Source organism: Flavobacterium sp. OHVDL-2026-0007, from assembly GCF_059882335.1.
The window spans coordinates 1-25,622 of record NZ_CM187612.1; the positions used below are offsets into that span (position 1 = coordinate 1).

Consider the following 25,622-nt stretch of genomic DNA (forward strand, 5'->3'; position numbering starts at 1 on the left):
GGGGGGGGAGAGAAGAGAGTTGCTTTTAAGTCTAAAAATGATAGGGATTCTATTTGGATGATCTTTACGATTATTAGGACCTTGTGGGTTATGGTATCGCGAAAAAAAAAGGATTCAACTTTAATTAAAAAGTCAAATCCTATTATTCTTTTTAGCCTAGTCTCTTTTAGGGCTATTTTTCTTGTCTCTTTTCTCTTCTTTCTTTTCTTTTGCAGTTTTAAGAGGTTCTTTTTTTTGCGTTTTCTTCGCGTCTTGACTCTTTGCCATGATATGTTGCTTTAATTAGTATCCTGTTTAATTACAAGTAAATATAGGAACTATTTTTGGATCATTACCATGGTAGGGTATAAACCTTCCATTAGATTGTTATAGAGGTTTATTTAGAGGCTTGTTTGTACACTTCTATAGAATCTTTAACTAAGCGAATTTTGAGCCAGGATTTTAATTTTTTGTCCATTTCACGATCCAATTCTTTTTTGCTTTGGTATAAAACAACTGGAATTATTTTAGTGTTTTGAGCACTTTTATAGGAGTAGTTTCCAATGGTTAATGATGAAATAAAAGGGAATAGTACTTTTGATTCTTTTGTAATTTGCTCATTATTAAATTCATAATCTGCTAACTGGTGGCGAAGACTATTGATAATGATATCTTTTTTGTCGACTACATCTTTAGTGGAGTTGATTTTATTGAGTACGTCTTTACTTAGATTAAACGTGTCTTGTTGGATGATCAGTGTCGTGTTTAATAAGTTATAGTCAGCTAGTTTTTTGTTTAGAGCAACGATTTCTTGCTGGTTGAATTTTTTGGATAAAAAGGCTAGTTTTATTTTTTTTGGTCTTGAGTTATACTCGATTTTTTCATAGATGATTGGGTAATCATGGTCAGTGAATTCCTTTTTGATGAAATTTTCGGTTCTTTGAGTGTAGCTTTTTTCAATAAAGAGCTGATAAGCAAAATAAACACTAGGAACTATCATCAGCATAATAAGAATGGAGATGCCATATTTTACCTGTTTTTCGCGTTTGGGGTCTAATTGTTGGGCAATAGGGTATTCCAAGAATTTCACGATAATAAAAGTGGCAATGCAGATAAAAACGCAATTGATCGTGTACAAATACATAGCGCCAAAAAAGTAGCTAAAGTTTCCTAAGGCCAAACCATATCCGGCTGTACATAAAGGAGGCATTAAAGCAGTTGCAATGGCTACACCAGGAATTGGATTTCCTTTTTCAACTCTAGTTACGGCTATCACACCTACCAAACCACCAAAAAACGCGATTAAAATATCGTAGATGTTTGGAGAAGTTCGTGCTAGAAGCTCAGATTGGGCTTCTTTAAAGGGACTTGTGTAAAAATATAAGGTAGAGATCGCTAAACTAACAAAAGTAGCAATAAGGAGGTTTTTGATAGATTTTTTGACTAAATTAAAATCATACATCCCTAATCCAAAACCTGCTCCAACGATAGGGCCCATAAGGGGAGAAATTAACATAGCGCCTATAATAACTGCGGTAGAGTTCACGTTAAGACCTACAGAGGCAATAAGTATAGCACAAGCTAAAATCCATAAATTGGAGCCTCTAAAGGAGATCGCGCCAGTAATGTTCTCGATTACTTTCTTTTTGTTTTCTTCTCCTTTGTGAAGGTCGATGAAGTTGAGGACTTTATTGATGTTTTGTCTCATAAGAAAACGGTATTTATTTAGAGTTAAAGTACGATTTTATATCGTAAAGAAGGGTTTTAGGTATAAAAAAAATCCTCAGCTAATTTGGGTAGTGAGGATTTCGTTTTGGTAATATAAAGAGATTATTTTTTCTTTAGTATTTTGTATTGTTCATAACAACCGCTAATGGCGTCCATGATCTGTAAATCATTGGCAGATTGTATAAAAGAATCAGAATAGTTACAGCGCTGTAAGATCTCCGGAATTTCGTCTTTGCTAACTCCTAAAAGGACAGAAACGGTTTCACGATCATATTTGGATTCAAGTAAATTTCGCACCGTATCATCTTTTCTCATTTCCTTGAGTTTCTTGAGTTCTCGTCCTTTGTTTCCAAAGAAGTTATAGAGCATGTCTGCCGGATTGAAAATAGAGCCCAAGACTTTTCCAAAAGCATTTGGCGAGTATTCACCAGCCTCATAGCCTTGAGTAAGTCCAGATATGCTGTAACGGTAGTTTTCTTTGGTTGGAATTAATTTGGAATCAATTTCCAGATAGCCTGTTAGGCTGAAAGGTGCAATGACTACTTCTTCAAGTGCAATGGCTTTTTCGGTAAGCTGAATACGTGTGATTTTATTTTTGATCCAGTCATTGGTTACTCTAATACGTAATGATTGAAAACCTAGAATGGTGAAGTGTATCGTGTCATTCAACTGAACATCAATTTCAAAGTATCCTTTTGCATCAGATTTAGCACCGCGAACTTTGTTAGTGTTGATGATGTTTACATTGGCAAGAGGTTGCTTGCTGTTGTCGTTGATGATGTAACCAGAAACTCTTTGGGGAGTTGTAGATTCTGTGTCTTGTGCAAATACAATACTAGAAAGTAGTGTAAAAAAGAAAACTGCGAAATATTTCATATCCTGATTTAAAGTTCTAAAAGTACTAAATCGGGATTAAATATTTCGCAGTCTTCGAATATAATTATAAGAAAATTAACAAAGAGAATTAATCTCTTCTTGGTCTTCTTGGTCTTGGTGAATCACCAAAGCTTTCAGAACGTCTTGGAGCTCTATCTGAACCACCTTCTGTTCTTGGAGCAGAATTTCTAAATCCGCCTTCTCTTGGAGCTGAATTTCTATCGCTTCTGAAACCACCTTCTCTTGGAGCTGAGCTTCTGTCGCTTCTGAATCCACCACCACCAGAACCTTCGCGTCTTGGTGCGAAACTTCCTTCACGTCTTGGTCCAGCACTACGTCCACCACCACTACTACGTCCGTTATGGTCACGTCTACCACCACCGTCATTTTTAGAAATTTCAACATTAATACGACGTCCTTCTAATTGAACATTGTTTAATACTTCCATAACTTTATCAGTGTGTTCTGGATCAGTGTTAAAGAAAGAGAAACCTTCTTTTACATCTACTTTGAAAACGTCATCACGACCTAAGTCTAATGTTTCTTTCAAGTAATCTTTAAGGGACATCCAATCGAAATTGTCTCTAGAACCAATGTTTACGAAATAACGAACTGCTCCGTTATTGTTGAATTCTCTTGGTTCAGAATCACTTCTTTCACGTTTTTCACCTGAAGTTTGATTTGAAATATCTCTGTTCTTTTTGTAGTAAGCAATAAAACGGTTAAATTCTACTGAAACCATTTTCTTAATCAATTCTTCTTTAGTTAAACCTTCAAGAACATTGTTAATAGCTGGTAAGTAGTTGTCAATTTCGTGATCAACTTCAGTATCTTTAATTTTGTTTGCTAAGTGCAATAATTGAATTTCGCAAATTTCGATACCAGACGGGATTGTTTTTTCTTCAAACTTTTGTTTGATGATTCTTTCGATAGAAGAAATTTTACGCAACTCACTTTTTGTAACAATTACAATAGAAGTTCCTAATTTTCCAGCTCTACCAGTACGTCCAGAACGGTGATTGTATGTTTCAATTTCGTCAGGAAGTTGGTAATTTACTACGTGAGTAATATTATCAACGTCAATTCCACGTGCAGCAACGTCAGTTGCAACAAGCATTTGAATTTGTCTTCCACGGAAAGATTTCATTACACCATCACGTTGCGCTTGAGATAAATCTCCGTGCAATGCAGCAGCGCTGTATCCATCTTCAACTAATTTTTCGGCAACAGCCTGTGTATCTCTTTTAGTACGACAGAAAACCACAGAGAAAATGTCTGGATTTGCATCGGCTAAACGTTTTAAAGCTTCGTAACGATCACGTGCATTTACTAAGTAAAATTCGTGAGAAACGGTAGCTGAACCTGAGTTCTTAGCACCTACTGTAATTTCTACTGGATCGCTCATGAATTGTTTTGCAATTCTAGCAACCTCTTGTGGCATAGTTGCAGAGAACAACCATGTACTTTTTTGATCTGGAGTATCTGATAAAATAGATACGATGTCTTCATAGAATCCCATGTTCAACATCTCATCAGCCTCATCCAAAATACAGTAATCTATATTTTTAATGTTAACCAATCCTCTGTTGATCATATCTTGCATTCTTCCCGGAGTAGCCACAATAATTTGTGCTCCTCTTTTAATGTCTCTAGCTTGCTCTGTAATACTAGCCCCGCCGTAAACTGCTACCACGTTAATACCTTTTTCGTATTTTGAGTAGTTTTTAAGTTCGTTGGTAATCTGTAAACAAAGTTCTCGTGTTGGCGATAAAACTAATGCTTGTGTATTTCTGTTGTCAGCATCAATTTTTTGAATTAGCGGAAAACCGAAAGCTGCCGTTTTCCCTGTCCCTGTCTGAGCCAACGCAACCATATCTGTGTCTTTTTCCAATAATAGGGGAATCGCCTTTTCCTGTACCTCTGACGGATTTTCAAATCCTAGATCTAAAATCGCCTTCAGTAACGATTCATTCAATCCTAATTGTTCAAATTTATTCATATGTGTTTTTAAAATAGGGTGCAAAATTACTGTTAATTATTCAGATAAACTAATCGTATTTTAAGAATTATGTATTTGTTATGATTTGATTATCAAAAAGTTATGTTTAATGTAAAATGATTTTGATTACAAATTGAAGAATTTTGGCAAAAAAAACGTCTTGAAATATCAAGTTTGTGCTCTAAAATGTTGTATTTTAAACAATTATTTAGTTAGGTTCAGAAAATCAATTAGTTGCTCGGTTGCTTTTGCACGATGGCTAATTTTATTTTTCACCTCTGAGGATAAGGCTGCAAAGGTCTGCGTGTAATTTTCAGGTTGAAAAATGGGATCATATCCAAATCCATGTTCTCCTGTTTTATCTAAAGTGATGCTGCCTTTGGCAATTCCGGTAAAAAGATGCTGTTTTCCAGCCAAATTTAAAGCAATAACGGTTTTAAACTGTGCGCTGCGGTCTGATTGCTCACTTAAGGCTACTAAGAGTTTATCCATATTGTCATCCGAATTACGTTGCTCTCCGGCATATCTTGCTGAGTATACGCCTGGTTCTCCGTTTAAGGCTGTAACTTCTAAACCGGTATCATCAGCAAAACAATCGTAACCGTATTTCTGAGTTACATAATCAGCTTTTAAAATCGCATTTCCTTCAATGGTATCGGCTGTTTCAGGAATTTCTTCGTGGCAACCAATATCTTCTAAGCTTAATAATTGTATGGATCCCTTTAGGATGTTTTGTATTTCTTTTATCTTATTGAGGTTGTTGGAGGCGAAAACGAGTTGCATAATCGTATATTTAAAAGGTGTATGGTTCTGAGTGTTTTATAAATACAAATTTAGAATTCTTATATTTGATATGCGATCAAAAATTAAAATAAATGAAGATAGCACTACTGTATAAAAAAATCACCCCTTTTGTTAGGCCTTATAAAAAAATGGTAATGGCTACTTTGCTGTTGACTTTTCTAGGTTCCTTTGCCGCGCAAGTCAATGCCTTAATATTAAAGTATACGGTAGATTCCATTAGCGATTTAATGGTGGCTCATGAGCCTTTGTCGAAAGGATTTCATCTATTAGGGATTATCAGTATTGTTTTACTCTCCAAAGAATTGATTTATTCGGTGGTGCAATTTGGACAAAAATTTTATGGAGAAAAACTGCGTATTTTTATAACTCGTGATATTTCGCAAGCCATAGTGGAAAAAATATTGAGTTATCGCATGGAGTTTTACACTTCTAGCGATAATGAAAGTGGGAAACTTCAAACGAGGATTGATTTGGGGATTAGTAGTTTGACTCGATTGGTTCAGAACTTTTTTATTGATATTTTACCTTTGTTCGCTAATGCTTTTGTTGCCTTGGTGATTATGTTCTATGCTAATGTATATGTAGGACTAGTGAGTTTGTGTATTATTCCGATTTATTTTTACATCAGTCAGTTGCAAGCAAGCAAGTTGAGTGGTTTTAGAAGAAGAATGCGTCATTACCGTGAAACGAAGAACAATGGAATTATCGGTTTGATTGAATCGATAACGGTAATTAAATCCTTTGTCAGAGAGCCTATGGAGGCGGAGCGCCATCAGCAGATTCAGTTTGACATGACTGAAAATCAATTGGAAACTAGAAAGACGAGTTTTATATTTGAAAGTGTAAAAGGTTTTGTTGAGCAAATTGGAGTGGTGGTCATTATTATACTGACGGCTTATTTTGTTTTGAATAATACAATGACCATTGGAGCGATTATGTTTCATATCATGCTGTTTAATAATGTTTCTGCTCCCATTAGACAACTACATCGTATATATGATGAAGTAAATGATGCTTTGGTGTATTCCGAGGGTTTCTTTGATATATTAGAGGCTGAAAAAGAAAAAGAAATTAGCGGTAGTTATATACCTGAAAAAATTACAGGGTTAATAGAGATTAAAAATGTTGATTTTATTTATCCCAATGGAACTAAGGCGCTCTCGAATGTTGATTTTACCATAAAACCAAACGAAACAACGGCTTTGGTGGGGCTTAGTGGGGCTGGAAAGAGTACAGTGATTAACTTGTTGGATAAATTTTACTTGCCTTCATCGGGACATATTTATTTAGATGGAGTAGATTTAAAAGAGTACGATACCGATTTTCTGCGCAAAAATATAGGGTTGGTCTTGCAGAAAAACCACATTTTTAATGGCACTATTGCTGAGAATATTTTATATGGAAATCCGGCTGCTACTGTAGAGGAAATAAAAGCTGCGGCCAAGCAGGCCTATATTCATGAGCAAGTAATGCAGCTTCCGAAAGCATATGATTCAGACGCACATTTGCTTTCTGGAGGACAGCAACAACGAATAGCCATTGCGAGATTGTTTTTGAAAAATCCACCCATCATCTTCTTAGATGAACCCACAGCAAGTTTAGACGCCATTGCAACCGAGCAAATTAAAAAATCGCTAGACGCTATAAAAAAGGATCGAACTGTTATTATGATTTCGCATAGTATTTCTCAAATCATTGATGCGTCAAACATAGTGGTTTTAGAGGCTGGAAAATGCGTGGAGAAGGGAACTCATGATCAGTTGTACGAGCATAAATCAGCTTATTATCGCATATTTACCGCCATGGCTAATAGTTTGAATATTGATAAGATTACCCGAACAATGGATTAGATGTAGAGCAGAAGCCGATCACAAACGGATAAACCAAATAGGTTTGGTGGTACTGTTTGGGAGTATTTTTATATCTTAGTGGCGCTTTTAAAATGGGACATACTCAGCTAAAATTTAAACTAAATAAAGATCATGATTAAAAAAATAAGCAAGCTTGCCTTCACCATTGTGGTGTTATTGCTGTTGGTAGGGTGTAAAAATACCAAACAGAAACTTCAGGAGTATGTTACAACTTATAATAAAACGGCCGTGAATTTTAAAAGCGAGGCTGTGACGTTGACCACTGCTAGAGGGTATGTAAATGATAATAAAATTGAATTGCGTTTTGAAACCAACTTAGCACAAAATGAGGCGAATAAAGCCGCTGCCCTTGCTGCATTTCCTAAATTGCTTGTGGAGATGATGGAAAAAGAGCAGATTCCTAAGGAACTAGTAAGTGAGGGAGTACAATTTGATGCCTATTTTCTAGCCGATGATAATACTGTGTTGATGAAACAGATTATTAACAAGGAGGAAATGGCAGACTTATTGAAAAAGTAAATCTAGTTTTGATACAAATGAAAAGCCTCTTTGTTATGGGACAAAGAGGCTTTTTGTAGTTTTAGTGTCTAGTAACGTTCGTTAAGTTATCAGGAAAATAAAGGTCTGATAAATGAACAAATTCATCACCGCGCATAAAAATATTGATATCGACATCGGCAAAGTTTTTCTTGCCAGCTGCCGCTAAAAGTTCGTTAGCGGCATGTAAGGTATTTTTGTGGAAATGATAAACACGATCTGATTTATCAGTGACCACTAAGCCTTTAATGAGCATTTTGTTTTGGGTGGCTACTCCTGTTGGGCATTCGTTATTATGACAACGCAAGGCTTGAATGCAGCCTAAGGAGAACATAAAACCTCTAGCGCTATTGCACATGTCAGCTCCTAAGGCTACGGCATGTAAAATAGAGTATCCAGAGATGATTTTTCCACTGCCAATAATGCGAATTTTGTCCCGAATATTCAAACCAACTAAAGTTTTGTTTACAAAGATTAAAGCGGGCTGGAAAGGCATTCCAACGCCATCGGAAAACTCTAGTGGAGCAGCTCCAGTTCCGCCTTCAGCTCCGTCAACGGTTATGAAGTCTGGGTAGATATCTTCGGCAATCATTTCGTGGCAGATGGCTTCAAACTCTGCAGTATTACCGATGCATAATTTAAAACCAATGGGTTTTCCATTAGATAATTCGCGTAATCTTGCAATAAAGTGAACCAATCCTTTTGGATCGGAGAAAGCGCTGTGATTAGGAGGAGAAAGTATGGTGGTATGCGGTTCAACTCCTCTGATTTGTGCAATTTGAACCGTGTTTTTTCTTGCTGGAAGTACCCCACCATGGCCTGGTTTTGCGCCTTGAGAAAGTTTGATCTCAATCATTTTTACATTTGGATGATTGGCTTTTTCTGCAAATTTTTCTCCATCAAAATTTCCTTCGAGAGTTCGACAGCCAAAATAACCCGTTCCAATTTGCCAGGTAATATCACCTCCGCCCTCAAGATGGTAAGCGGTTAAGCCTCCTTCGCCAGTATTTTGATAAAAGTTTCCTTTTTGTGCTCCAATGTTTAAGGCGCGAACTGCATTTTCACTCAAGGAGCCAAAACTCATAGCTGAAATATTAAATAGAGAGGCCGAGTAGGGTTGTTTGCACTCGCTTCCCCCAACCAGTACACGAGGTAATTCTTCGTTAACTTTTGCTGGAAAGATAGAGTGTTTAATTCCTTCGTAACTATCGTGATTAAGATTTAGTTGTGTTCCGAAAGGAGAATTTGAATCGATATTTTTTGCTCTCTGGTATACTAAAGAACGTTGGTTTCTCGAAAAAGGCCTTCCATCGGTAGATCTTTCGATGAAATATTGCTGAATTTCGGGCGCAATCATTTCAAATAAATATCTGAAATAGCCTAAAACTGGAAAGTTTCTTAAAATGGCATGTTTCTTTTGGATGGAATTATAATAACCAATAACGAGTAATATAGGTAAAATGATCACCAGTAAAAAACCACGACCTGAATAATAGTAAACAGCAGCAACAAGTAGAAATAACAAGATTCCGTAGATGAAGAATTTTTTTCTCATGTTTTCAAAAGTTTAAAGGGGGTAATTGGTGATTAATTGAATCGTAAGCGTACGTATACGTGTTTGATGTTTTCCTTATCTGATTTTCTTTCGTCAATTTCAAGAATATCGGTTAGGGATTTTAACATTGGAGTTAGTTTTGAAAACCCATAGTTTCTAGGGTCAAATTCCGGTTTTTTCTTCACAATTAAGTTTCCGACATCCCCTAGAAAGGCCCAGCCATCGTCATCTTCAATATCTTCAATGGTCGCTTCGATGAGTTCAATGGTTTGTTTGTCTATTTTGTGTAAGGCTTTCTCTGCTGGTTTTTCTACTGGCTTTTTAGTATCGGTAGTAGTGGTGGTGTTTACTTTGGGTTTTTTCTTTTGAATGGCGCCATCTAGAACTTCTATGTAAATAAAACGATCGCAGGCTACAATAAAGGAGTTTGGGGTTTTCTTTTCTCCAATACCAATTACTTTCATGCCGGATTCTCTTAAGCGAATAGCCAGACGAGTAAAGTCACTATCACTAGATACGATGCAAAATCCGTCTAATTTTCCGGAATACAGTAGGTCCATAGCGTCAATGATCAACGCAGAATCTGAAGAGTTTTTTCCAACGGTATAGCTGTATTGTTGTATCGGGGTTATTGCGTGTTCCAATAAGACACCTTTCCATCCATTGGCGTTAGGTTTGGTCCAATCGGCATATATGCGTTTTGTGGTGGGCGTTCCAAATTTTGTTATTTCTTCCATCATACCTTTTACATTGCTGTAGGGTACATTATCAGCATCAATTAGAACAGCTAATTTTAATTCTTTTGAGTTGCTTAAAGCCATTATTTAGGTGTTAGAATTTGTAAGTCATCGGTTTAAAATGCTTTTAAAATTACTAAAAAATAAAACAAATATGACTTTTCTTATCGAATTTATAACAGGTATAAATTATCAATTCATTTGTTTTTAAGTTTATTTTGTCAAGTAATTAAAGGCCAGGCAGAATGTTTTTGTTTAAAAAGTGTAAGAAAGTGAGATTTTACATTCGAATCATTTTTAAATTATTATGATACCATCGAATAAATATTTATTTTTGCACGCTGATAAAATTAAATATAATACTTCAAATATATTATGGTAAAAGATTTATTCGAAAGAATGCAGGACAATAAAGGACCGTTAGGAAAATGGGCTTCTCAAGCTGAGGGGTACTATGTTTTTCCTAAATTAGAAGGTGAATTAGGTCCAAGAATGACGTTTCATGGAAAAAATATTCTAAACTGGAGTTTAAATGATTATTTAGGTTTAGCCAATCATCCAGAGGTTCGTCAGGCAGATACTGATGCAGCAATTCAATTTGGTGCAGCATATCCAATGGGAGCTCGTATGATGTCAGGTCATACCAAATACCACGAACAATTAGAAGAGGAATTGGCTGCTTTTGTGATGAAAGAATCAGCTTATTTGCTTAATTTCGGTTATCAAGGTATGGTATCTATTATTGATGCATTGGTTACTAAAAATGATATTATTGTTTATGATGTAGATTCACATGCTTGTATTATTGATGGTGTTCGTTTACACATGGGTAAACGTTTTACCTACAAACACAATGATCTTGAAAGTATGGAGAAAAACCTGCAACGTGCTACCAAAATGGCACTTGAAACAGGTGGTGGTATTTTATTTATTACCGAAGGTGTTTTTGGAATGCGTGGGCAACAAGGGAAATTGAAAGAAATTGTTGCAATGAAACAAAAATACAATTTCCGTTTATTAGTGGATGATGCGCATGGTTTTGGTACTCTAGGTAAAACTGGAGCTGGAGCAGGTGAGGAGCAAGGAGTACAAGACGATATCGATGTGTATTTCTCAACTTTTGCAAAATCTATGGCTAATATCGGAGCTTTCGTAGCAGCTGATAAAAACATTATTGACTATTTAAAATACAATTTACGTTCGCAAATGTTTGCTAAAGCGTTGCCGATGATTCAAGTACTTGGTTCATTGAAACGTTTAGAATTGTTGCGTAATTCATCTGAGATTAAAGACAAACTTTGGGTGAATGTAAATGCATTGCAAAATGGTTTAAAAGAAAAAGGGTTTAACATTGGAGATACCAATACTTGTATTACGCCTGTTTATTTAGAAGGAAGTATTCCTGAGGCTATGGTGATGGTAAATGATTTGAGAGAGAATTACGGCATTTTCCTTTCTATTGTAGTGTATCCAGTTATTCCAAAGGGTATTATTTTATTAAGAATGATCCCAACAGCTTCTCATACTTTAGCGGATATTGATGAAACTTTAACTGCTTTTGAAGCCATTCGTGAGAAATTGGTTAGCGGAACTTATAAAGAAATTGCTGAACGTACGACTATTGACGTTTCGTAATTGATTTTAAAAATAAATAAATTTCCGTAATGGGAATTATGTAAAAGAATCCACTTGTTAAACGAGTGGATTTTTTTTTATTTTGGCTACATTTATAATTGCTAATCACTAATAATAAGCATTATGAAAAAAGTACTAGTAATAACGATGATTATGTTAACTGTTTTTATTTCTTGTAAAAAAGCTGACACGAAACCCGTAGAAATGACACCAGGAGCTCCAAAAGAGGCGGAACTAGTTGAACCTGCAGGAGAGCAGTGTTATGTCTCTAGTGTAGATAATAATAGGGTCAGTCTGAGTTTTACTGTAAATTCTCATCAGGATTTTATTGGGAAACTAAGTTATGATTTAGTGGGTAAAGATAAAAGTGAAGGTATGATAGCGGGAAGTGTAGAAGGAGACACCTTGATCGCGGATTATACTTTTAAATCTGAAGGTATTGAATCGGTTAGAGAAGTAGCTTTTTTGCAAAAAGACGGTGCTTATATAGAAGGTTATGGGGATGTAATAGAGACAAACGGAAAGGTGAGTTTTAAAGATAAAAAGAAATTAAAATTTGATTCCAGTAGACCGTTGACAAAAGTAGATTGTGAAGTTAAATAGTATAAAAAAGAGAACAAACAAAAAGAGGTGCCTAAGCACCTCTTTTTGTTTGTTATTAAAGTTCTTTTCTATAGGTTTTTCTTTGGCAATGTACTTTGGGATCAAAGTTTTTCCAAAGCAAATGGATAGCTGTGTTTTCAGCTAGTTCTGGTGTTCGAATACAATTTTGAATTCCTTTTTCTGAAAAAGTTTTAAAGTACTCATCAAAAATAATGGCAGTAACACCTTTGTTTTGATAGTCGGGATGCACGCCGATAAGGTAAAAAACAACGTCTTTACTTTGTTTTCTAGCTTTTAATAAATGAAGGAAACCAAAGGGAAATAGTTTTCCTCTGGCTTTTTGTAAGGCTTCTGAAAAACTAGGCATTACAATGCTGAAAGCTACTAGATTATCCTCTTTGTCTACAACGAATTTGATGTATTCAGGATTGATAAAGCTGATGTATTTCTTTTTGAAATACTCTTTCTGAACATCTGAAATAGCAACAAAGGAAGCTAAATTGGCATAAGAGTCGTTAAATAAATCAAACATTTTGTCCACATGTGGCATAATGTCCTTTGTTTTGGTAAAAGTCAAGGATCGTAAGCTGTATCTTTTTTTAATTAGTTCCTGTGCTTTGACGAAAAATTCAGGTTTAACATTCGAAAACGGAAAAATACTCTCGATGTATTCTTTCTCAACTTGAAAACCTAATTGTTCAAAATGAGTAACATAATAAGGGTTGTTGTACCAAGTAATCATGGTTCCCATTTGGTCGTAACCCTCTGTTAGTACTCCTACTTTATCTAAATTCGAAAATCCCATTGGACCTTCTGCGTATTCTAGATTGTGCTGTTTCCCTAATTCGAATACTTTTTCTAGTAAAGCTTTGGTTACTTCAATATCATCCACAACATCGAACCAGCCGAAACGAACTTTTCTTTTGTGTTGATTATTGACCTCAGACCAATTAATAATAGCAGTAATCCTCCCTACAATTTCATTGTTTTTATAGGCCAAATAAAAGTATGCTTCTGCATTATCAAAAGCAGGGTTTTTTGTTTTGTCAAAGGATTCAAGTTCGTCTGCGATTATAGGGGGAACCCAATAAGGATTGTCTTTGTATAATGAAAACGGAAATTTAATATAGTCGGTTAATTCTTTTTTTGTTTTAGCTTCTTTAATTGTAATCATTAAGATTGGTATTGAAAAACATCTCTTTGTTTAGAGAAGTGGGGTTATTAATTATTATTCATATTTAGCTTTACGCTTTCTTTCTTTTGCTTGGTAATCAATGTCTTTTAGGTTGTCTTTGTTCTTGCTCGCTCTTTGATCGTGCTTAGCCTCTTCTTGTTTTTCTTTGTACCTTCCATCGTAACGCCAAGAAAGACCAACACCACCGTATAACATCGAAGGTGTATCTTTAAGGCTGGTACCTATAGAGGCGTCCACTTGAAGATTTGAGTTGAGTAAATAAGCAGCACCGCCGCGAACAATAGCGTCACTATAAAGGTCACTTTTATACCCTTGATTTTCGACAAAACCAGACCATTTGTTATTGAAGCCGTGTGTTAAGGTGACTACATATCCATAGTTTGGATAATCGGTAGTGATATAATCGGCGATAATATTGGTGACAAAAACCCATTTTCCACCTCCAAAAAGATTTTGAGTGATCAGGACCACTTTAGGTGAAATTGTAGCCTCTAAAGAGGAAAATTGCAAATTGTTAGAACCAAAGGCATAAGGGTTATTTGCGGCGGTAAAATTGGCCCCAGCAAATATCGAAACAGCTGGAATTAAGGAGTGCCAGTCAAAAGCATGATTGGCTTTATAGCTGTAGATGTTTTCTGTTCTTTGATAATTTTTATACGGATCGAAAATTAGATATTTAGCACCTAAGACCGTTTGTCTGAAATTATTTTTTTTAAAACTGCTGATCGGGGTGGTAAAGTTTTCCATTTGATATTGCAGATCAAGGACGAATTCTAATTTTTCCATGAAAGCACCATATCTCAGGGTTACATCTGTTCCCAAACCTTTGGCGTCATAATTTAATAAATCGTGTTTTTCTTTAACTCCATAAATCCCCATTTCAGCTTGAAAAACTGATTTTCCAACCGCATACGCAGACATGGTTTCACCAGGACGATTCGAGTTAATGATGTCCGTATATTGTGCAAAAAATAATTGAGGCGCTAAGAAAAGGGCTGTGAAGAATAAGTTTTTATTTTTTAACATAGATGTGTTTTTGGATTAAAAAGTAATAACGCATTTCAAATGTACTATATTTTATTATTTATTTAAGATTGATATTTTAATTTTGAACAACGGATTTATTATTTTTGAGCAAAAATTATATAATTATGCAAGAAGCATCTTTTTCAGGTTTAATAAAAGCGATCTTTTATATGATAGCATTTTATTATATTTTTAAATTTTTAGCTAGAATCTTTTTGCCAGTATTGGTTAAAAAGGCGGTTGAGAAGGCTGGGGAGAATTTTCAGAGACAACAACAACAGTATAGTCAGGATCGTTCATGGCAAAAAACACATACTTCAAAAGAGGAGATCATCATCGATTCGGCTAATGTAAAAAATCCTCGTGAAACCAAAAAGGTTGGCGACTATGTTGATTACGAAGAAATAGATTAAATTTGTGACCTAATTAGTAGGATTCATCATTTAACCCAAACCAACCTAAATTGAAAATAGTAAATAAGTTCTATCCACATGCCCTTGTTATACTGGGCTTTATTGTCGTTTCTTTGATTTATTTTTATCCTGTTTTACAGGGAAAACAAATTTTCCAGTCGGATATTGCTCAATATACCGGAATGGCAAAAGAGCAAAATGATTTTAGAGCAACTGAACATGCTGAACCTTATTGGACCAATTCTGCTTTTGGAGGTATGCCAACCTATCAACTTGGTGCTAATTATCCCAACGATTATATAGGCAAAATAGATGATATGCTGCGTTTTTTACCACGTCCTGCAGATTATTTATTTCTTTATTTCTTAGGTTTTTATGGCTTATTATTGGTTTTAAAAACGGATCCCTTAAAAGCTTTTATTGGTGCGCTAGCGTTTGGTTTTTCGACCTATTTAGTTATAATTTTGGGTGTAGGTCATAATGCAAAAGCCCATGCTATTGGGTATATGCCACTGGTTATTGCTGGATTTATACTGGTTTTTCAAAAAAAATATATTTGGGGAGGTTTGCTCACCATGTTTGCGGTGGCTTTAGAAATTAATGCCAACCACTTTCAAATGACCTATTATTTATTGATTTTCTTATTGATACTTTCGGGTTATTTTGCTTTTAATTATATTAAAGCCAAAGAATATAAGCCACTTTTGCTAGCAATGGGGGTTTTGGCAGTAGCTGGAATTTTTGCTATTGGAGCCAATGCCACTAATTTGATGGCAACGAGCGAGTATGCTAAATTTAGTACACGTAGCAATAGCGAATTGACTTTTAATCCGGACGGCTCTAAAAAGACCAATGAAAATGCGCTAAGCCGCGAATACATTACGGAATACAGTTACGGAATTCCAGAGAGTTTTAACTTAATTGCACCAAGACTTTTTGGTGGGTCGAACCATGAAAATGTAGGGACAGATAGCCGTATGTATTCTTTTATGATTGAACAAGGAGTACCCTCAGGACAGGCCCAGGATTTTGTATCGGGTATGCCTACCTACTGGGGAGATCAGCCTATAGTGGCCGCTCCAGCTTATATCGGTGTAGTGGTCTTCTTTTTAGGTGTTTTGGCCTTATTTATTGACGATCGAAAAATAAAATATGTATTTCTTTCCGGTGCACTAGTTGCTCTAGTGCTTTCATGGGGAAAAAACTTCGCAGTATTGACCGACTTTTTCATCGATTATGTACCGATGTACGATAAGTTTAGAGCTGTTTCATCGATTCAGGTAATTCTTGAACTGTGTTTCCCTGTTTTGGCAGTTATGGGATTACAGTCGTTTTTTAAAGCGAAAGAAGAGCCTAAAGTACAGCAAAAAGCCCTAATGCAAACGGGTGTTTTTGGCTTGGGAATCATCGTAATTTTAGTATTGGCTAAAGGTATGTTTCATTTCACAGGAAGCAGTGATAATTATTTCTTAGAATCTTACGGACCAGCTTTTGTTGATGCTTTGAAAGAAGACAGAAAGAGTTTGTACTCCGCTGATTTACTTCGATCAGGATTTTTTATCGTATTGACTTTTGGTATTTTATGGTTGTTTATTAAAAATAAATTATCTCAAAATACGACTTTGATTGTAGTAGGTCTTTTGATGATTTTTGATTTGTTTTTCGTGGATAAAAAATACGTTTCGGCAAAAGATTTTGTGAGCCCAGTGCAAATTGCAGCCCCATTTCAAGAAACCCCTTCTGATGCTCAAATTTTAAAAGATACTACACATTATAGAGTTTTTGAAGTAAATGGAAATATGTCTAGTGCTCGCGCGTCTTATTTTCATCATTCTTTAGGAGGATACCATGCTGCAAAACCAAGAAGAATGCAGCAGTTATTTGATTATCAGATTGCCAAAAACAATATGGAAGTTTTGGATATGTTGAATGTAAAATACATCATCCAAACCGATAAAGAAGGAAAAGAGTTTCCAACGGTAAATCCAAATGCTAATGGAAATGCTTGGTTTGTAAGGACTGTAAAATTGGTCAATAAACCAGATGATGTGATGAAAGCTTTAGATCATATTGAAACCAAGAAGGTAGCTGTTTTTAACGTTCGTGAACACGAAGGTAAATTTAGAAGTGCTCGATTAAAGAAACAATGGGATACAACAGGAACCATTAAGGTGGTAACCTATAAGCCTAATTATATTAAATATCAATCAGAGACTGAAAAAGAAGCCTTGGCTGTATTTTCTGAGATTTATTATAAAAAAGGATGGAATGCTTATGTAGATGGGCAATTAACAGATCACTTTCCTGTAAATTATGTTTTAAGAGCGATGGAAGTTCCAGGTGGAAAGCACACGATTGAATTTAAGTTTGAACCTGAGGTAGTAAAAACGGGAAGTACAATTGCTTTAGCGAGTTCAATTGGTATGTTATTACTTTTGATTGGAGGTATTTATTTCGAAAGAAAGAAAACGGCTGTTCAGTAATTTATTTTTAGGCGCAGTTTTAAAATATTAAACCCATTATTCTTGGAACCAAAAAAACTCTTAATCATTACCTATTATTTTCCACCAGCTGGAGGTCCAGGCGTGCAACGTTGGTTGAAATTTGTAAAGTATTTGCCCGAATTTGGCGTTCAGCCCATAGTCTATGTTCCAGAAAATCCTACCTATCCGATACTGGATGAAGGTTTGGTGAGTGAAATTTCAGATCAGGTAATAGTACTGAAGAATAAAATAATGGAGCCTTATCAATTGGCGGCTATTTTTTCGAAGAATAAAACAAAAAAAATCAGTTCGGGGATTTTTCCTCAAAAGAAAAAGCAGACTTTTTTAGATAAGGCATTTCTGTGGATTCGTGGTAATCTATTTATTCCAGATGCTCGTGTTTTATGGGTAAAGCCTTCCGTGTCTTATTTGGAAAAATACATCAGAGAAAATAATATTGATACTATAGTTACTTCGGGACCTCCCCATAGTTTGCATTTAATTGGTTTAGCTTTAAAAGAAAAATTGAATGTGAAATGGTATGCTGATTTTCGTGATCCTTGGACTACAATTGGCTATCACAAAGCCTTGCGATTGTCTAATTATGCCGCAAAAAAGCATAAAAGATTAGAGCACCAAGTGCTCAATACAGCCGATACCATTATCGTAACGAGTAAAACAACCAAAGCAGAGTTTGAGCTTATTACCAATAAGCCCATTTCAGTGATTACCAACGGTTATGATCTTGAAAATGTGGACAAGCAAACACTAGACACTAAATTTACTTTAGCCCATATAGGCTCGTTTTTATCCGATAGAAATCCTCCTTTTCTGTGGGAGTGTTTGGTTGAATTATTACAGGAGATCCCTGATTTTAAATCTCATTTAGAAATCAAGTTAATTGGTGCGGTAAGTCAAGAAGTTTTGGAAGCTATTTCGGAGTATAAGCTTCAAGATTATTTGAATTTGTTAGGTTATGTTTCGCATCATGAGGCGATTGCTCATCAAAAAAAATCACAAGTTTTGCTCTTAATTGAGATCAATTCTGAAGATACCAAAAGTATTATTCCAGGTAAGTTGTTTGAATATATGGTGTCCAACCGTCCGATCATCGCCATTGGCCCCCAAGGTTCTGATTTTGCCGATATTATAAAAGAAACCAATACGGGAGTATTTTTTGATTATTCTGAAAAAGCGAAGTTAAAAAGTGTAATTTTGGACTTTTATAATCAATTTCTGGAAGGGAAATTACAAGCGAATGGTGTTGGTTTACAGCAATATTCAAGGAAAAGCCTCACCAAACAATTAGCACAATTGATTAAGGAATCATAGCTTGCTAAAAACTAAAATCTAAATTCAGAAATCCAAAAATGGGTATTGTCTTAAATCAATCGTTCAAAAATACAATTATAACCTATATTGGCTTTGCCATTGGGGGGATCAATACACTTTATTTATATCCAATTTATCTAGGGGCAACCTATTACGCTTTAACGAACTATATTTTGTCCGCTGCCAATGTGATCATGCCTTTGTTTGCCATTGGAATGCAAAACACTTTGGTTAAGTTTTACTCTCAGTATAAAACGGAAGAAGAAAGAGAACGTTTTTTATCCTTTACGGCTTTATTTCCGATCTTAATGTGTATTCCCTTAGGGATTATCGGGATCTTTTTCTTTGATGATATAACGGCCTTTGTCGCCAAGAAAAATCCCGTTGTTAGAGAGTTTATGTACCTGATTCCCTTTATTGGGATTTGTATGGCTTATTTTGAAATTTTCTATGCTTGGGCAAGAGTTCATATGCATTCGGTTTTTGGGAATTTTATCAAGGAGGTTGGTTTGCGTTTGGTTTCTACGATCGCTTTGATAGGTTTGTATTTTAATTGGATCAGTCTTATTGGTTTTGTATACTTTACGGCAGGAATTTATTTTATCGCCTTTATAGTGACGATGTTTTATGCCTTCTACATCAAAAGGCCAAATTTTCAGATTAGCATTCCTAAAAATGTGAAAAGCGTTATGGAATATACCTTTTACATTATTTTGTCAGGAAGTGTAGCGAATTTGCTTTTAGATGGAGATAAATTGATGTTGAATCAATATATGAAAATAGAGAACATTGCGTATTACTCTGTGGCTACCTATATTGCATTAGTGATTTCGGTTCCGAGTCGTGCGATGCATCAAATTGTGTATCCGATTACGGCCAAATTAATGCACGAAAACAAACATGATGAATTGAACGTTTTGTATAAAAAAACGTCCATCAACCTTCAGATTGTAGGTGGGTTTGTGATGTTGTGCATTTTTGTGAACATCAACCAGCTGTATGAGATAGTTCCTAAAGAATACCGTGGTGGTATTCCAGTTGTTTTTATGATTGGTTTATCTAAGTATTTTGATTTGATTTTAGGAAATAACAATGCGATTATTTTTAATACAAAATATTACCGAACTGTACTGTTTTTAGGATTGGCCTTAGTGGTGTTGACCTTTGTTTTAAATGTGATTTTTATACCGCTTTTTGGTATTATGGGTTCTGCGTTTGCGACCTTATTATCCATTACATTCTATAGTTTGGCTAAGTTGCTTTTTGTGGTCAAGAAGCTGGATTTATATCCCTTTACGATACAAAATTTATATTCGCTAGGGGTTACAGCGGCGCTATTCTTATTGTTTTATTTCTGGGAGTTTCCAGTATATCCATTAGTAGGGATTACGTTGAAGTCTATTTTAGTAACGATTCTCTACGTGTATCTTAATTATAAATTTGCCATTTCATCAGATATTAATCAGGTCATAAACAATTTTGCTAGAAAATTAGGAATTAAAATTTAGTACGATTTTATTGAGAAATTTGCGTTAAGATCATTTCGAATCTATTTTGTTTTTATATTTGTTTCAAAGGATAATCTATTTAGTCCTGTTACAATATGAAAAAGAAATTTACTTGTTTTTTAGTCCTCTTTATCGTTTTATGTAGTCCAATTGCCCTAGCCCAAAACGAGAATCAACAAAAGGTAACAGCAGATCTTACCGTAGTAGCAAAAGTAAAAGGCTATCCCGTAGCTCCTTTTAAAGATACACTTTTTTATGTCTATAATAAAGTGGGTTCTTTTTCTGCTCCAAGTAGGGCTAAAGCCATTACAGAGAAGATTAGGAAGCTTTATGAAGATTCCTTTTTTGAGAAAGATTCCATTCATGTTGTTCCTTCTGATATTTCTGAGGATATCATGTATAAAGATGATTTTGTGATCATGTCTATTTTAGATGTTGATGGAAAAGCCGAAAATCAAACAAAGGCTTTTATTGCCAAAAGAAATCTCAATTATATAAAAAGAGCGATTCTGTATCAGAATGAAAATTATTCGTTGCTACCCAAAAGAATAGGGTATACGGTATTGCTTATTTTGATTATTGGATTGGTTTTGTATTTTGTTGGAAAAATTTTCAACCGAGTAAAATTACACCTCTTAAAGAACAGTGATACCTACTTTAAAGGTTTCGTCTATAATAATATCAGTATCCTTTCTCCTCAAAAGCAGCAATTTTTATTGATGCGATTGTTCAGCTTTTTAAAGGGGATTACCTTAATGTTAATCGTCTATCTTTCCTTACCTCTATTATTTAGTATTTTTCCGCAGACAGAAGCCTATACCACCACTTTGTTGAGTTGGATTCTCTCACCAGCAAAAAAAGCGCTGATGGGCTTTGTCAGCTTTTTGCCTAGTTTGGTGACTATAGTGGTGATTTTCTTAATTTTTAAGTACACCATAAGAGTGATTAAGTTCTTTTTTGATGAAATAAAAAAGGAGAACATTAAGATTGATGGTTTTTACAGTGATTGGGCGATGCCTACATTTAATATTGTCCGATTTTTGATGTTGGCTTTTATGGTAGTGGTTCTTTTTCCTTATTTGCCAGGATCAGACTCCGCTGTTTTTAAAGGTGTTTCCGTGTTTGTTGGGATTTTATTTTCTTTAGGTTCTTCCAATGCTATTGCTAATATGGTAGCCGGTCTCGTTATTACGTATATGCGCCCGTTTAAAATGGGAGATTTTATTAAAATTGGTGATGTCAGTGGGGTTGTTATTGAAAAAACGGCGCTAGTGACCCGAGTACAAACCTCAAAATTCGAAAGTATTACCATTCCCAATGCCACTGTTTTGTCTAGTACGTCAACGAATTACTCGGCCAATACTCAAGAGCCAACCAACGGCTTATTAATTCATAGTACCGTAACCATTGGTTATGATGTACCGTGGAAGGATGTTTACAAAGTCTTGATCGAAGCGGCTCTAAAAACAGACATGGTGGAACAAAACCCACCACCATTTGTTTTGCAAACCAGCTTGGAAGATTTTTATGCATCCTATCAGATCAATGCATATACGAAAGAACCTACAAAACAACCTTTAATTTATTCCTCGCTGCATCAAAATATTCAAGATGCCTTTAATTCGGCTGGAATTGAAATTATGTCCCCTCATTACAGTGCGTTACGCGACGGAAATATGACAACTATTCCGAGTAATTATTTAAAAGACGACTATCAAGTGCCGCCTTTTAATGTGAAAAACAATGGTTAATAGCACACTTGAGCGTTGTTGTGGGAAATTTTAACAGTGGTTTATTTTGAATTTAGGGCTATAAAATATAATTTTATCGTGAAACAGCCAGATCCTCTTGTAAGAATAGGGTGGAAAATAGTTGGTCATTTAGGCCAAAAGGGAGGGTAGTGTTTGTTCCGATTAGATTGCTTTACTGAAAATGTAAAATTAGTATAGTGGTATTCCAGTTATTTTTTAATTTACGATTATGAAGAACAATCAACTCAGTCAAGAACAAAGTTTACAAGCATTTTCCAATATGATATCCAATAAGATTCATAACGGATTTACCTTAGAGGAGCGAAACGATGAATTGCTTTTCGCCGTACTTTCCAAAGGAGGAAAAGTAGTGAATCATGGTTTAAATTTTACCATTTTTTGCTTGACCTTAGGTTTGTGGTCGTTTGCATGGTTGTATCTTACTTTAGAAGCCTCCAAACAAAAAAAAGTACTAGTAGCCATTGATGAAGACGGTTTTCCTTTTGAGGAAAGATGTCTAGTAGCCGAATAAAGAAAGCCATAAAGTAACATCTTAGATTTGGATGTCGTTTATGGCTTATTCTATAGGATTCGTTAGAAAGGCTTATAGTTTGTCTTTGAGATAAATTCCAGTAATGGATTTTTTAACCTTTACAATATCTTCAGGAGTTCCAACTGCGAGTAAATGACCGCCATTTTCTCCACCTTCCGGGCCTAAATCAATGATCCAATCGGCACATTTTATAAGATCAAGATTGTGTTCGATTACGATGATGGAATGTCCCTTATCAAGTAAGGCATCAAATGAAGCTAATAATTTCTTGATATCATGAAAATGCAATCCTGTAGTAGGCTCATCAAATACAAATAAAGCTTTGTCTTTAGTGGCGCCCTTCACTAAAAAGGAGGCTAGTTTAATACGTTGTGCTTCACCTCCAGAAAGTGTGGATGAGGATTGTCCTAATTGTACGTACCCCAAACCAACGTCTTGTAGAGGTTGTAGTTTTTGCGTGATTTTGGTTTGCTTATTTTTTTCGAAAAAAGCAATAGCATCATCGATAGTCATCGTTAAAATATCGTTGATGTTGTGATCGTCAAAAGTAATCTCTAAAACTTCTTTTTTAAATCGTTTTCCGTTGCAGGTTTCACAAGGTAGAGAAACATCGGCCATAAAGACCATTTCAACGTTTATAGAGCCTTCTCCTTTACAAGTTTCACAGCGACCGCCATCTACGTTAAAAGAAAAATGTTTAGGCTGATAACCTCTTATTTTAGATAATTTTTCTTTAGCATACACATCACGAATATCATCATAGGCTTTGATGTAGGTAACAGGATTAGATCTTGAACTTCTACCAATAGGATTCTGATCGACATATTCGATATGTTTTATTTGAGAAAAAGAACCTTTTATTTCACTGAACTGACCTGCTTTTTCAGCGGCATTCTCCAGTTTTTTTTGCATAGCAGGAAATAAAATTTTCTTAATCAAAGTACTTTTTCCACTTCCTGAAACCCCGGTAATTACGGTTAAAACATCTAAAGGGAAGGTCACATCAATGTTTTTTAGATTGTTTTCTCGGGCGCCCACTATATCGATGTGATTTTTGAATTTTCGTCTCTTTTTCGGAACCGAAATTTCTAAATCTCCATTGAGGTATTTGGCTGTAAGGGATTCGGATTTTAAGATTTCCTCATAAGTACCTTGTGCTACTAAGTTTCCACCAAAAGTTCCAGCCTCAGGACCAATGTCAATAATCATATCGGCCGCTTTCATAATGTCTTCATCGTGTTCAACTACGATAACGGTATTGCCTAAATCACGAAGGGAAAGCAAAACTTTAATCAAACGCTCCGAGTCTTTAGGGTGTAAACCAATGCTGGGTTCATCCAAAATATACATGGAGCCCACTAAACTACTTCCTAGGGAAGTGGCTAAATTAATACGTTGTGATTCTCCTCCTGAGAGGGTAGCGGAGTTTCGATTAAGTGTAAGATAATCTAAGCCCACCTCTGTCAAGAAAGACAGACGATTGTTGATTTCGACCATCAAACGTTTGGCGATTTGTTGCTCGTATACATCTAGATCGATGTTTTTGAAAAATGTCACCAAATGTTTAATCGGTAGATCCACTAGATCAGAAACCGTTTTACCGTTGATTTTTACGTATGAAGCTTCTTCGCGCAAGCGTTTTCCACGACAGGCATGACATTTTGTTTTTCCGCGATAACGCGAAAGCATGACACGATTTTGAATTTTATAATTTTTTTCTTCTAATTCTTTAAAGAAGTCATTTAGACCTTGAAAATATTGGTTTCCTTTCCATAATAAATCCCTTTGCTCTTCTGTTAATTCAAAGAAAGGCTTGTGAATAGGGAAATCAAATTTATAGGCATGTTTTACAAATTCATCTTTGTACCAGCCCATGCTTTCCCCTCTCCAGGGATAAATGGCGTTTTCAAAAACAGATAAAGAAGTGTTGGGAACCACCAAATCAGCATCAATGCCAATAATGTTTCCATAACCTTCACAGACCGGACAAGCACCATAAGGATTATTAAAGCTAAATAAATGGACGTTGGGTTCTAAGAAGGTAATGCCGTCAAGTTCAAAATTATTCGAATAGGTAAATCTTTTATCTGAATTTAATTCTTGTAGATAACATATGCCTTTTCCTTCAAAAAATGCCGTTTGTACGGCATCGGCCAAACGATTATAGAATTCTTCTTCTTCCTTAACTACTATACGGTCAATAATCAATAAAATATCTTTATTGTCTAGTTGATGTACGTCTGTAGGAGAGAATTCATCTAAACGCACCATTTCATTTTGCGCCAGTATACGAGCAAAACCTTGCTGTAAAAGAACTTTTAATTTGTCTTCTAGTTGTCTTCCTTCTTCTAGGTGAATAGGAGCTAGCAATAACCATTTGCTGTCGAGTGCTAAGTTTTTTACATCAGCAACAACATCGGTAACGGTATTTTTTTTGACTTCTATTCCCGAAATTGGAGAATAGGTACGACCTATTCTGGCAAACAAAAGTTTGACGTAATCGTAGATTTCAGTTGAAGTTCCAACGGTGGAGCGTGCATTGGTTGTGTTTACTTTTTGCTCAATGGCAATAGCAGGGGCAATACCTTTAATGTACTCTACTTTAGGTTTGTCCAATCGTCCCAAAAATTGACGTGCATAGGAGGAGAGACTTTCCACATAGCGACGTTGTCCTTCCGCATATAAAGTATCAAAGGCCAGGCTTGATTTACCTGATCCTGAAAGCCCTGTGATGACCACCAGTTTATTTCGAGGTATCGCCACATCTACATTTTTTAGATTGTGGACCTGTGCTCCTTTAATTATAATATTGTGTTTAGGGTCGAGTGTTGAAAGATCGATTTGCATAAAAAAAATCAGTTTTTACAAAAGTAATCAATTTTGATTGGAGTTTTGTTAAGGAGTTAGCTTCAATTTTTAACAGCTTCTTCGAGTGTGATTTTGTTTGGTACTCTTGTTTTTAGCCTTTTAAAAACAGCTTGTAAATTGGGAAATAAAGTAGTTAGGTAATGGTATTTTGGTAAAATAAAAAGGGCAT

General features: G+C 35.4%; 19 protein-coding genes. 10 read left to right on the forward strand and 9 right to left on the reverse strand.

The genetic code is table 11. The annotated features are described in order from the left end of the window. Window positions 1-376: 376 nt before the first annotated feature. The 4 genes from AC51AA_RS00005 to AC51AA_RS00020 form a co-directional block, all read right to left on the reverse strand. Window positions 377-1,687, reverse strand: coding sequence for a DUF389 domain-containing protein (locus AC51AA_RS00005; RefSeq protein ID WP_500703692.1), 1,311 nt, complete (start codon window positions 1,685-1,687; stop codon window positions 377-379). Between the two features lie 122 nt (window positions 1,688-1,809). Then, window positions 1,810-2,583, reverse strand: a complete 774-nt coding sequence (locus AC51AA_RS00010; RefSeq protein ID WP_500703693.1) for a carboxypeptidase-like regulatory domain-containing protein — start codon at window positions 2,581-2,583, stop codon at window positions 1,810-1,812. Between the two features lie 88 nt (window positions 2,584-2,671). Then, window positions 2,672-4,582 carry a DEAD/DEAH box helicase gene (locus AC51AA_RS00015; protein ID WP_500703694.1) on the reverse strand — a complete coding sequence of 637 codons (1,911 nt, stop codon included), beginning with the start codon at window positions 4,580-4,582 and terminating at the stop codon, window positions 2,672-2,674. A 204-nt stretch (window positions 4,583-4,786) separates the two neighbouring features. Next, the gene (locus AC51AA_RS00020) at window positions 4,787-5,365 is read right to left on the reverse strand and encodes a non-canonical purine NTP diphosphatase (RefSeq protein ID WP_500703695.1); all 579 of its coding nucleotides are present in this window, start codon (window positions 5,363-5,365) and stop codon (window positions 4,787-4,789) included. A gap of 92 nt (window positions 5,366-5,457) precedes the next feature. Between AC51AA_RS00020 and AC51AA_RS00025 the strand changes: the two genes are divergently transcribed. Next, on the forward strand, window positions 5,458-7,236 hold the full coding sequence (locus AC51AA_RS00025) for an ABC transporter ATP-binding protein (RefSeq protein WP_500703696.1): 1,779 nt from the start codon (window positions 5,458-5,460) through the stop codon (window positions 7,234-7,236). A gap of 132 nt (window positions 7,237-7,368) precedes the next feature. After that, window positions 7,369-7,776, forward strand: coding sequence for a hypothetical protein (locus AC51AA_RS00030; RefSeq protein WP_500703697.1), 408 nt, complete (start codon window positions 7,369-7,371; stop codon window positions 7,774-7,776). Between the two features lie 61 nt (window positions 7,777-7,837). On the opposite strand, the gene AC51AA_RS00035 is transcribed toward AC51AA_RS00030, so the two are convergent. Both AC51AA_RS00035 and AC51AA_RS00040 read right to left on the reverse strand, forming a co-directional pair. Next, window positions 7,838-9,349: an FMN-binding glutamate synthase family protein gene (locus AC51AA_RS00035; RefSeq protein WP_500703698.1), complete on the reverse strand. Its 1,512-nt coding sequence runs from the start codon at window positions 9,347-9,349 to the stop codon at window positions 7,838-7,840. Between the two features lie 32 nt (window positions 9,350-9,381). Beyond that, the gene (locus tag AC51AA_RS00040; protein WP_500703699.1) at window positions 9,382-10,170 is read right to left on the reverse strand and encodes an NYN domain-containing protein; all 789 of its coding nucleotides are present in this window, start codon (window positions 10,168-10,170) and stop codon (window positions 9,382-9,384) included. 291 nt (window positions 10,171-10,461) lie between these two features. Between AC51AA_RS00040 and capB the strand changes: the two genes are divergently transcribed. Beyond that, window positions 10,462-11,721 (forward strand): cysteate-C-fatty acyltransferase, encoded by a 1,260-nt coding sequence (capB, locus tag AC51AA_RS00045; protein WP_500703700.1) that lies wholly within the window; start codon window positions 10,462-10,464, stop codon window positions 11,719-11,721. Between the two features lie 123 nt (window positions 11,722-11,844). Next, window positions 11,845-12,324: a hypothetical protein gene (locus AC51AA_RS00050; RefSeq protein WP_500703701.1), complete on the forward strand. Its 480-nt coding sequence runs from the start codon at window positions 11,845-11,847 to the stop codon at window positions 12,322-12,324. Between the two features lie 55 nt (window positions 12,325-12,379). On the opposite strand, the gene AC51AA_RS00055 is transcribed toward AC51AA_RS00050, so the two are convergent. Both AC51AA_RS00055 and AC51AA_RS00060 read right to left on the reverse strand, forming a co-directional pair. After that, a complete protein-coding gene (locus AC51AA_RS00055) occupies window positions 12,380-13,498 on the reverse strand; it encodes a GTP cyclohydrolase (protein WP_500703702.1) in 1,119 nt (372 codons plus the stop codon). Between the two features lie 54 nt (window positions 13,499-13,552). After that, complete coding sequence (locus tag AC51AA_RS00060) at window positions 13,553-14,545, reverse strand: transporter (protein ID WP_500703703.1); 993 nt, start codon at window positions 14,543-14,545, stop codon at window positions 13,553-13,555. Window positions 14,546-14,670: 125 nt separating this feature from the next. Between AC51AA_RS00060 and AC51AA_RS00065 the strand changes: the two genes are divergently transcribed. From AC51AA_RS00065 to AC51AA_RS00090, 6 genes are all read left to right on the forward strand, one after another. After that, complete coding sequence (locus tag AC51AA_RS00065) at window positions 14,671-14,958, forward strand: DUF4834 family protein (protein WP_500703704.1); 288 nt, start codon at window positions 14,671-14,673, stop codon at window positions 14,956-14,958. Window positions 14,959-15,008: 50 nt separating this feature from the next. Next, window positions 15,009-17,441: a YfhO family protein gene (locus AC51AA_RS00070; RefSeq protein ID WP_500703705.1), complete on the forward strand. Its 2,433-nt coding sequence runs from the start codon at window positions 15,009-15,011 to the stop codon at window positions 17,439-17,441. A gap of 42 nt (window positions 17,442-17,483) precedes the next feature. Next, window positions 17,484-18,773 (forward strand): glycosyltransferase family 4 protein, encoded by a 1,290-nt coding sequence (locus AC51AA_RS00075; RefSeq protein ID WP_500703706.1) that lies wholly within the window; start codon window positions 17,484-17,486, stop codon window positions 18,771-18,773. A 38-nt stretch (window positions 18,774-18,811) separates the two neighbouring features. Beyond that, window positions 18,812-20,281 carry a lipopolysaccharide biosynthesis protein gene (locus AC51AA_RS00080; protein WP_500703707.1) on the forward strand — a complete coding sequence of 490 codons (1,470 nt, stop codon included), beginning with the start codon at window positions 18,812-18,814 and terminating at the stop codon, window positions 20,279-20,281. A gap of 95 nt (window positions 20,282-20,376) precedes the next feature. Further along, the gene (locus AC51AA_RS00085) at window positions 20,377-22,032 is read left to right on the forward strand and encodes a mechanosensitive ion channel family protein (protein ID WP_500703708.1); all 1,656 of its coding nucleotides are present in this window, start codon (window positions 20,377-20,379) and stop codon (window positions 22,030-22,032) included. A 229-nt stretch (window positions 22,033-22,261) separates the two neighbouring features. Continuing rightward, a complete protein-coding gene (locus AC51AA_RS00090; RefSeq protein ID WP_500703709.1) occupies window positions 22,262-22,564 on the forward strand; it encodes a hypothetical protein in 303 nt (100 codons plus the stop codon). A gap of 72 nt (window positions 22,565-22,636) precedes the next feature. Here AC51AA_RS00090 and uvrA read toward each other — a convergent pair whose 3' ends face one another. Then, window positions 22,637-25,432: an excinuclease ABC subunit UvrA gene (uvrA, locus tag AC51AA_RS00095; protein WP_500703710.1), complete on the reverse strand. Its 2,796-nt coding sequence runs from the start codon at window positions 25,430-25,432 to the stop codon at window positions 22,637-22,639. Window positions 25,433-25,622: the final 190 nt, after the last annotated feature.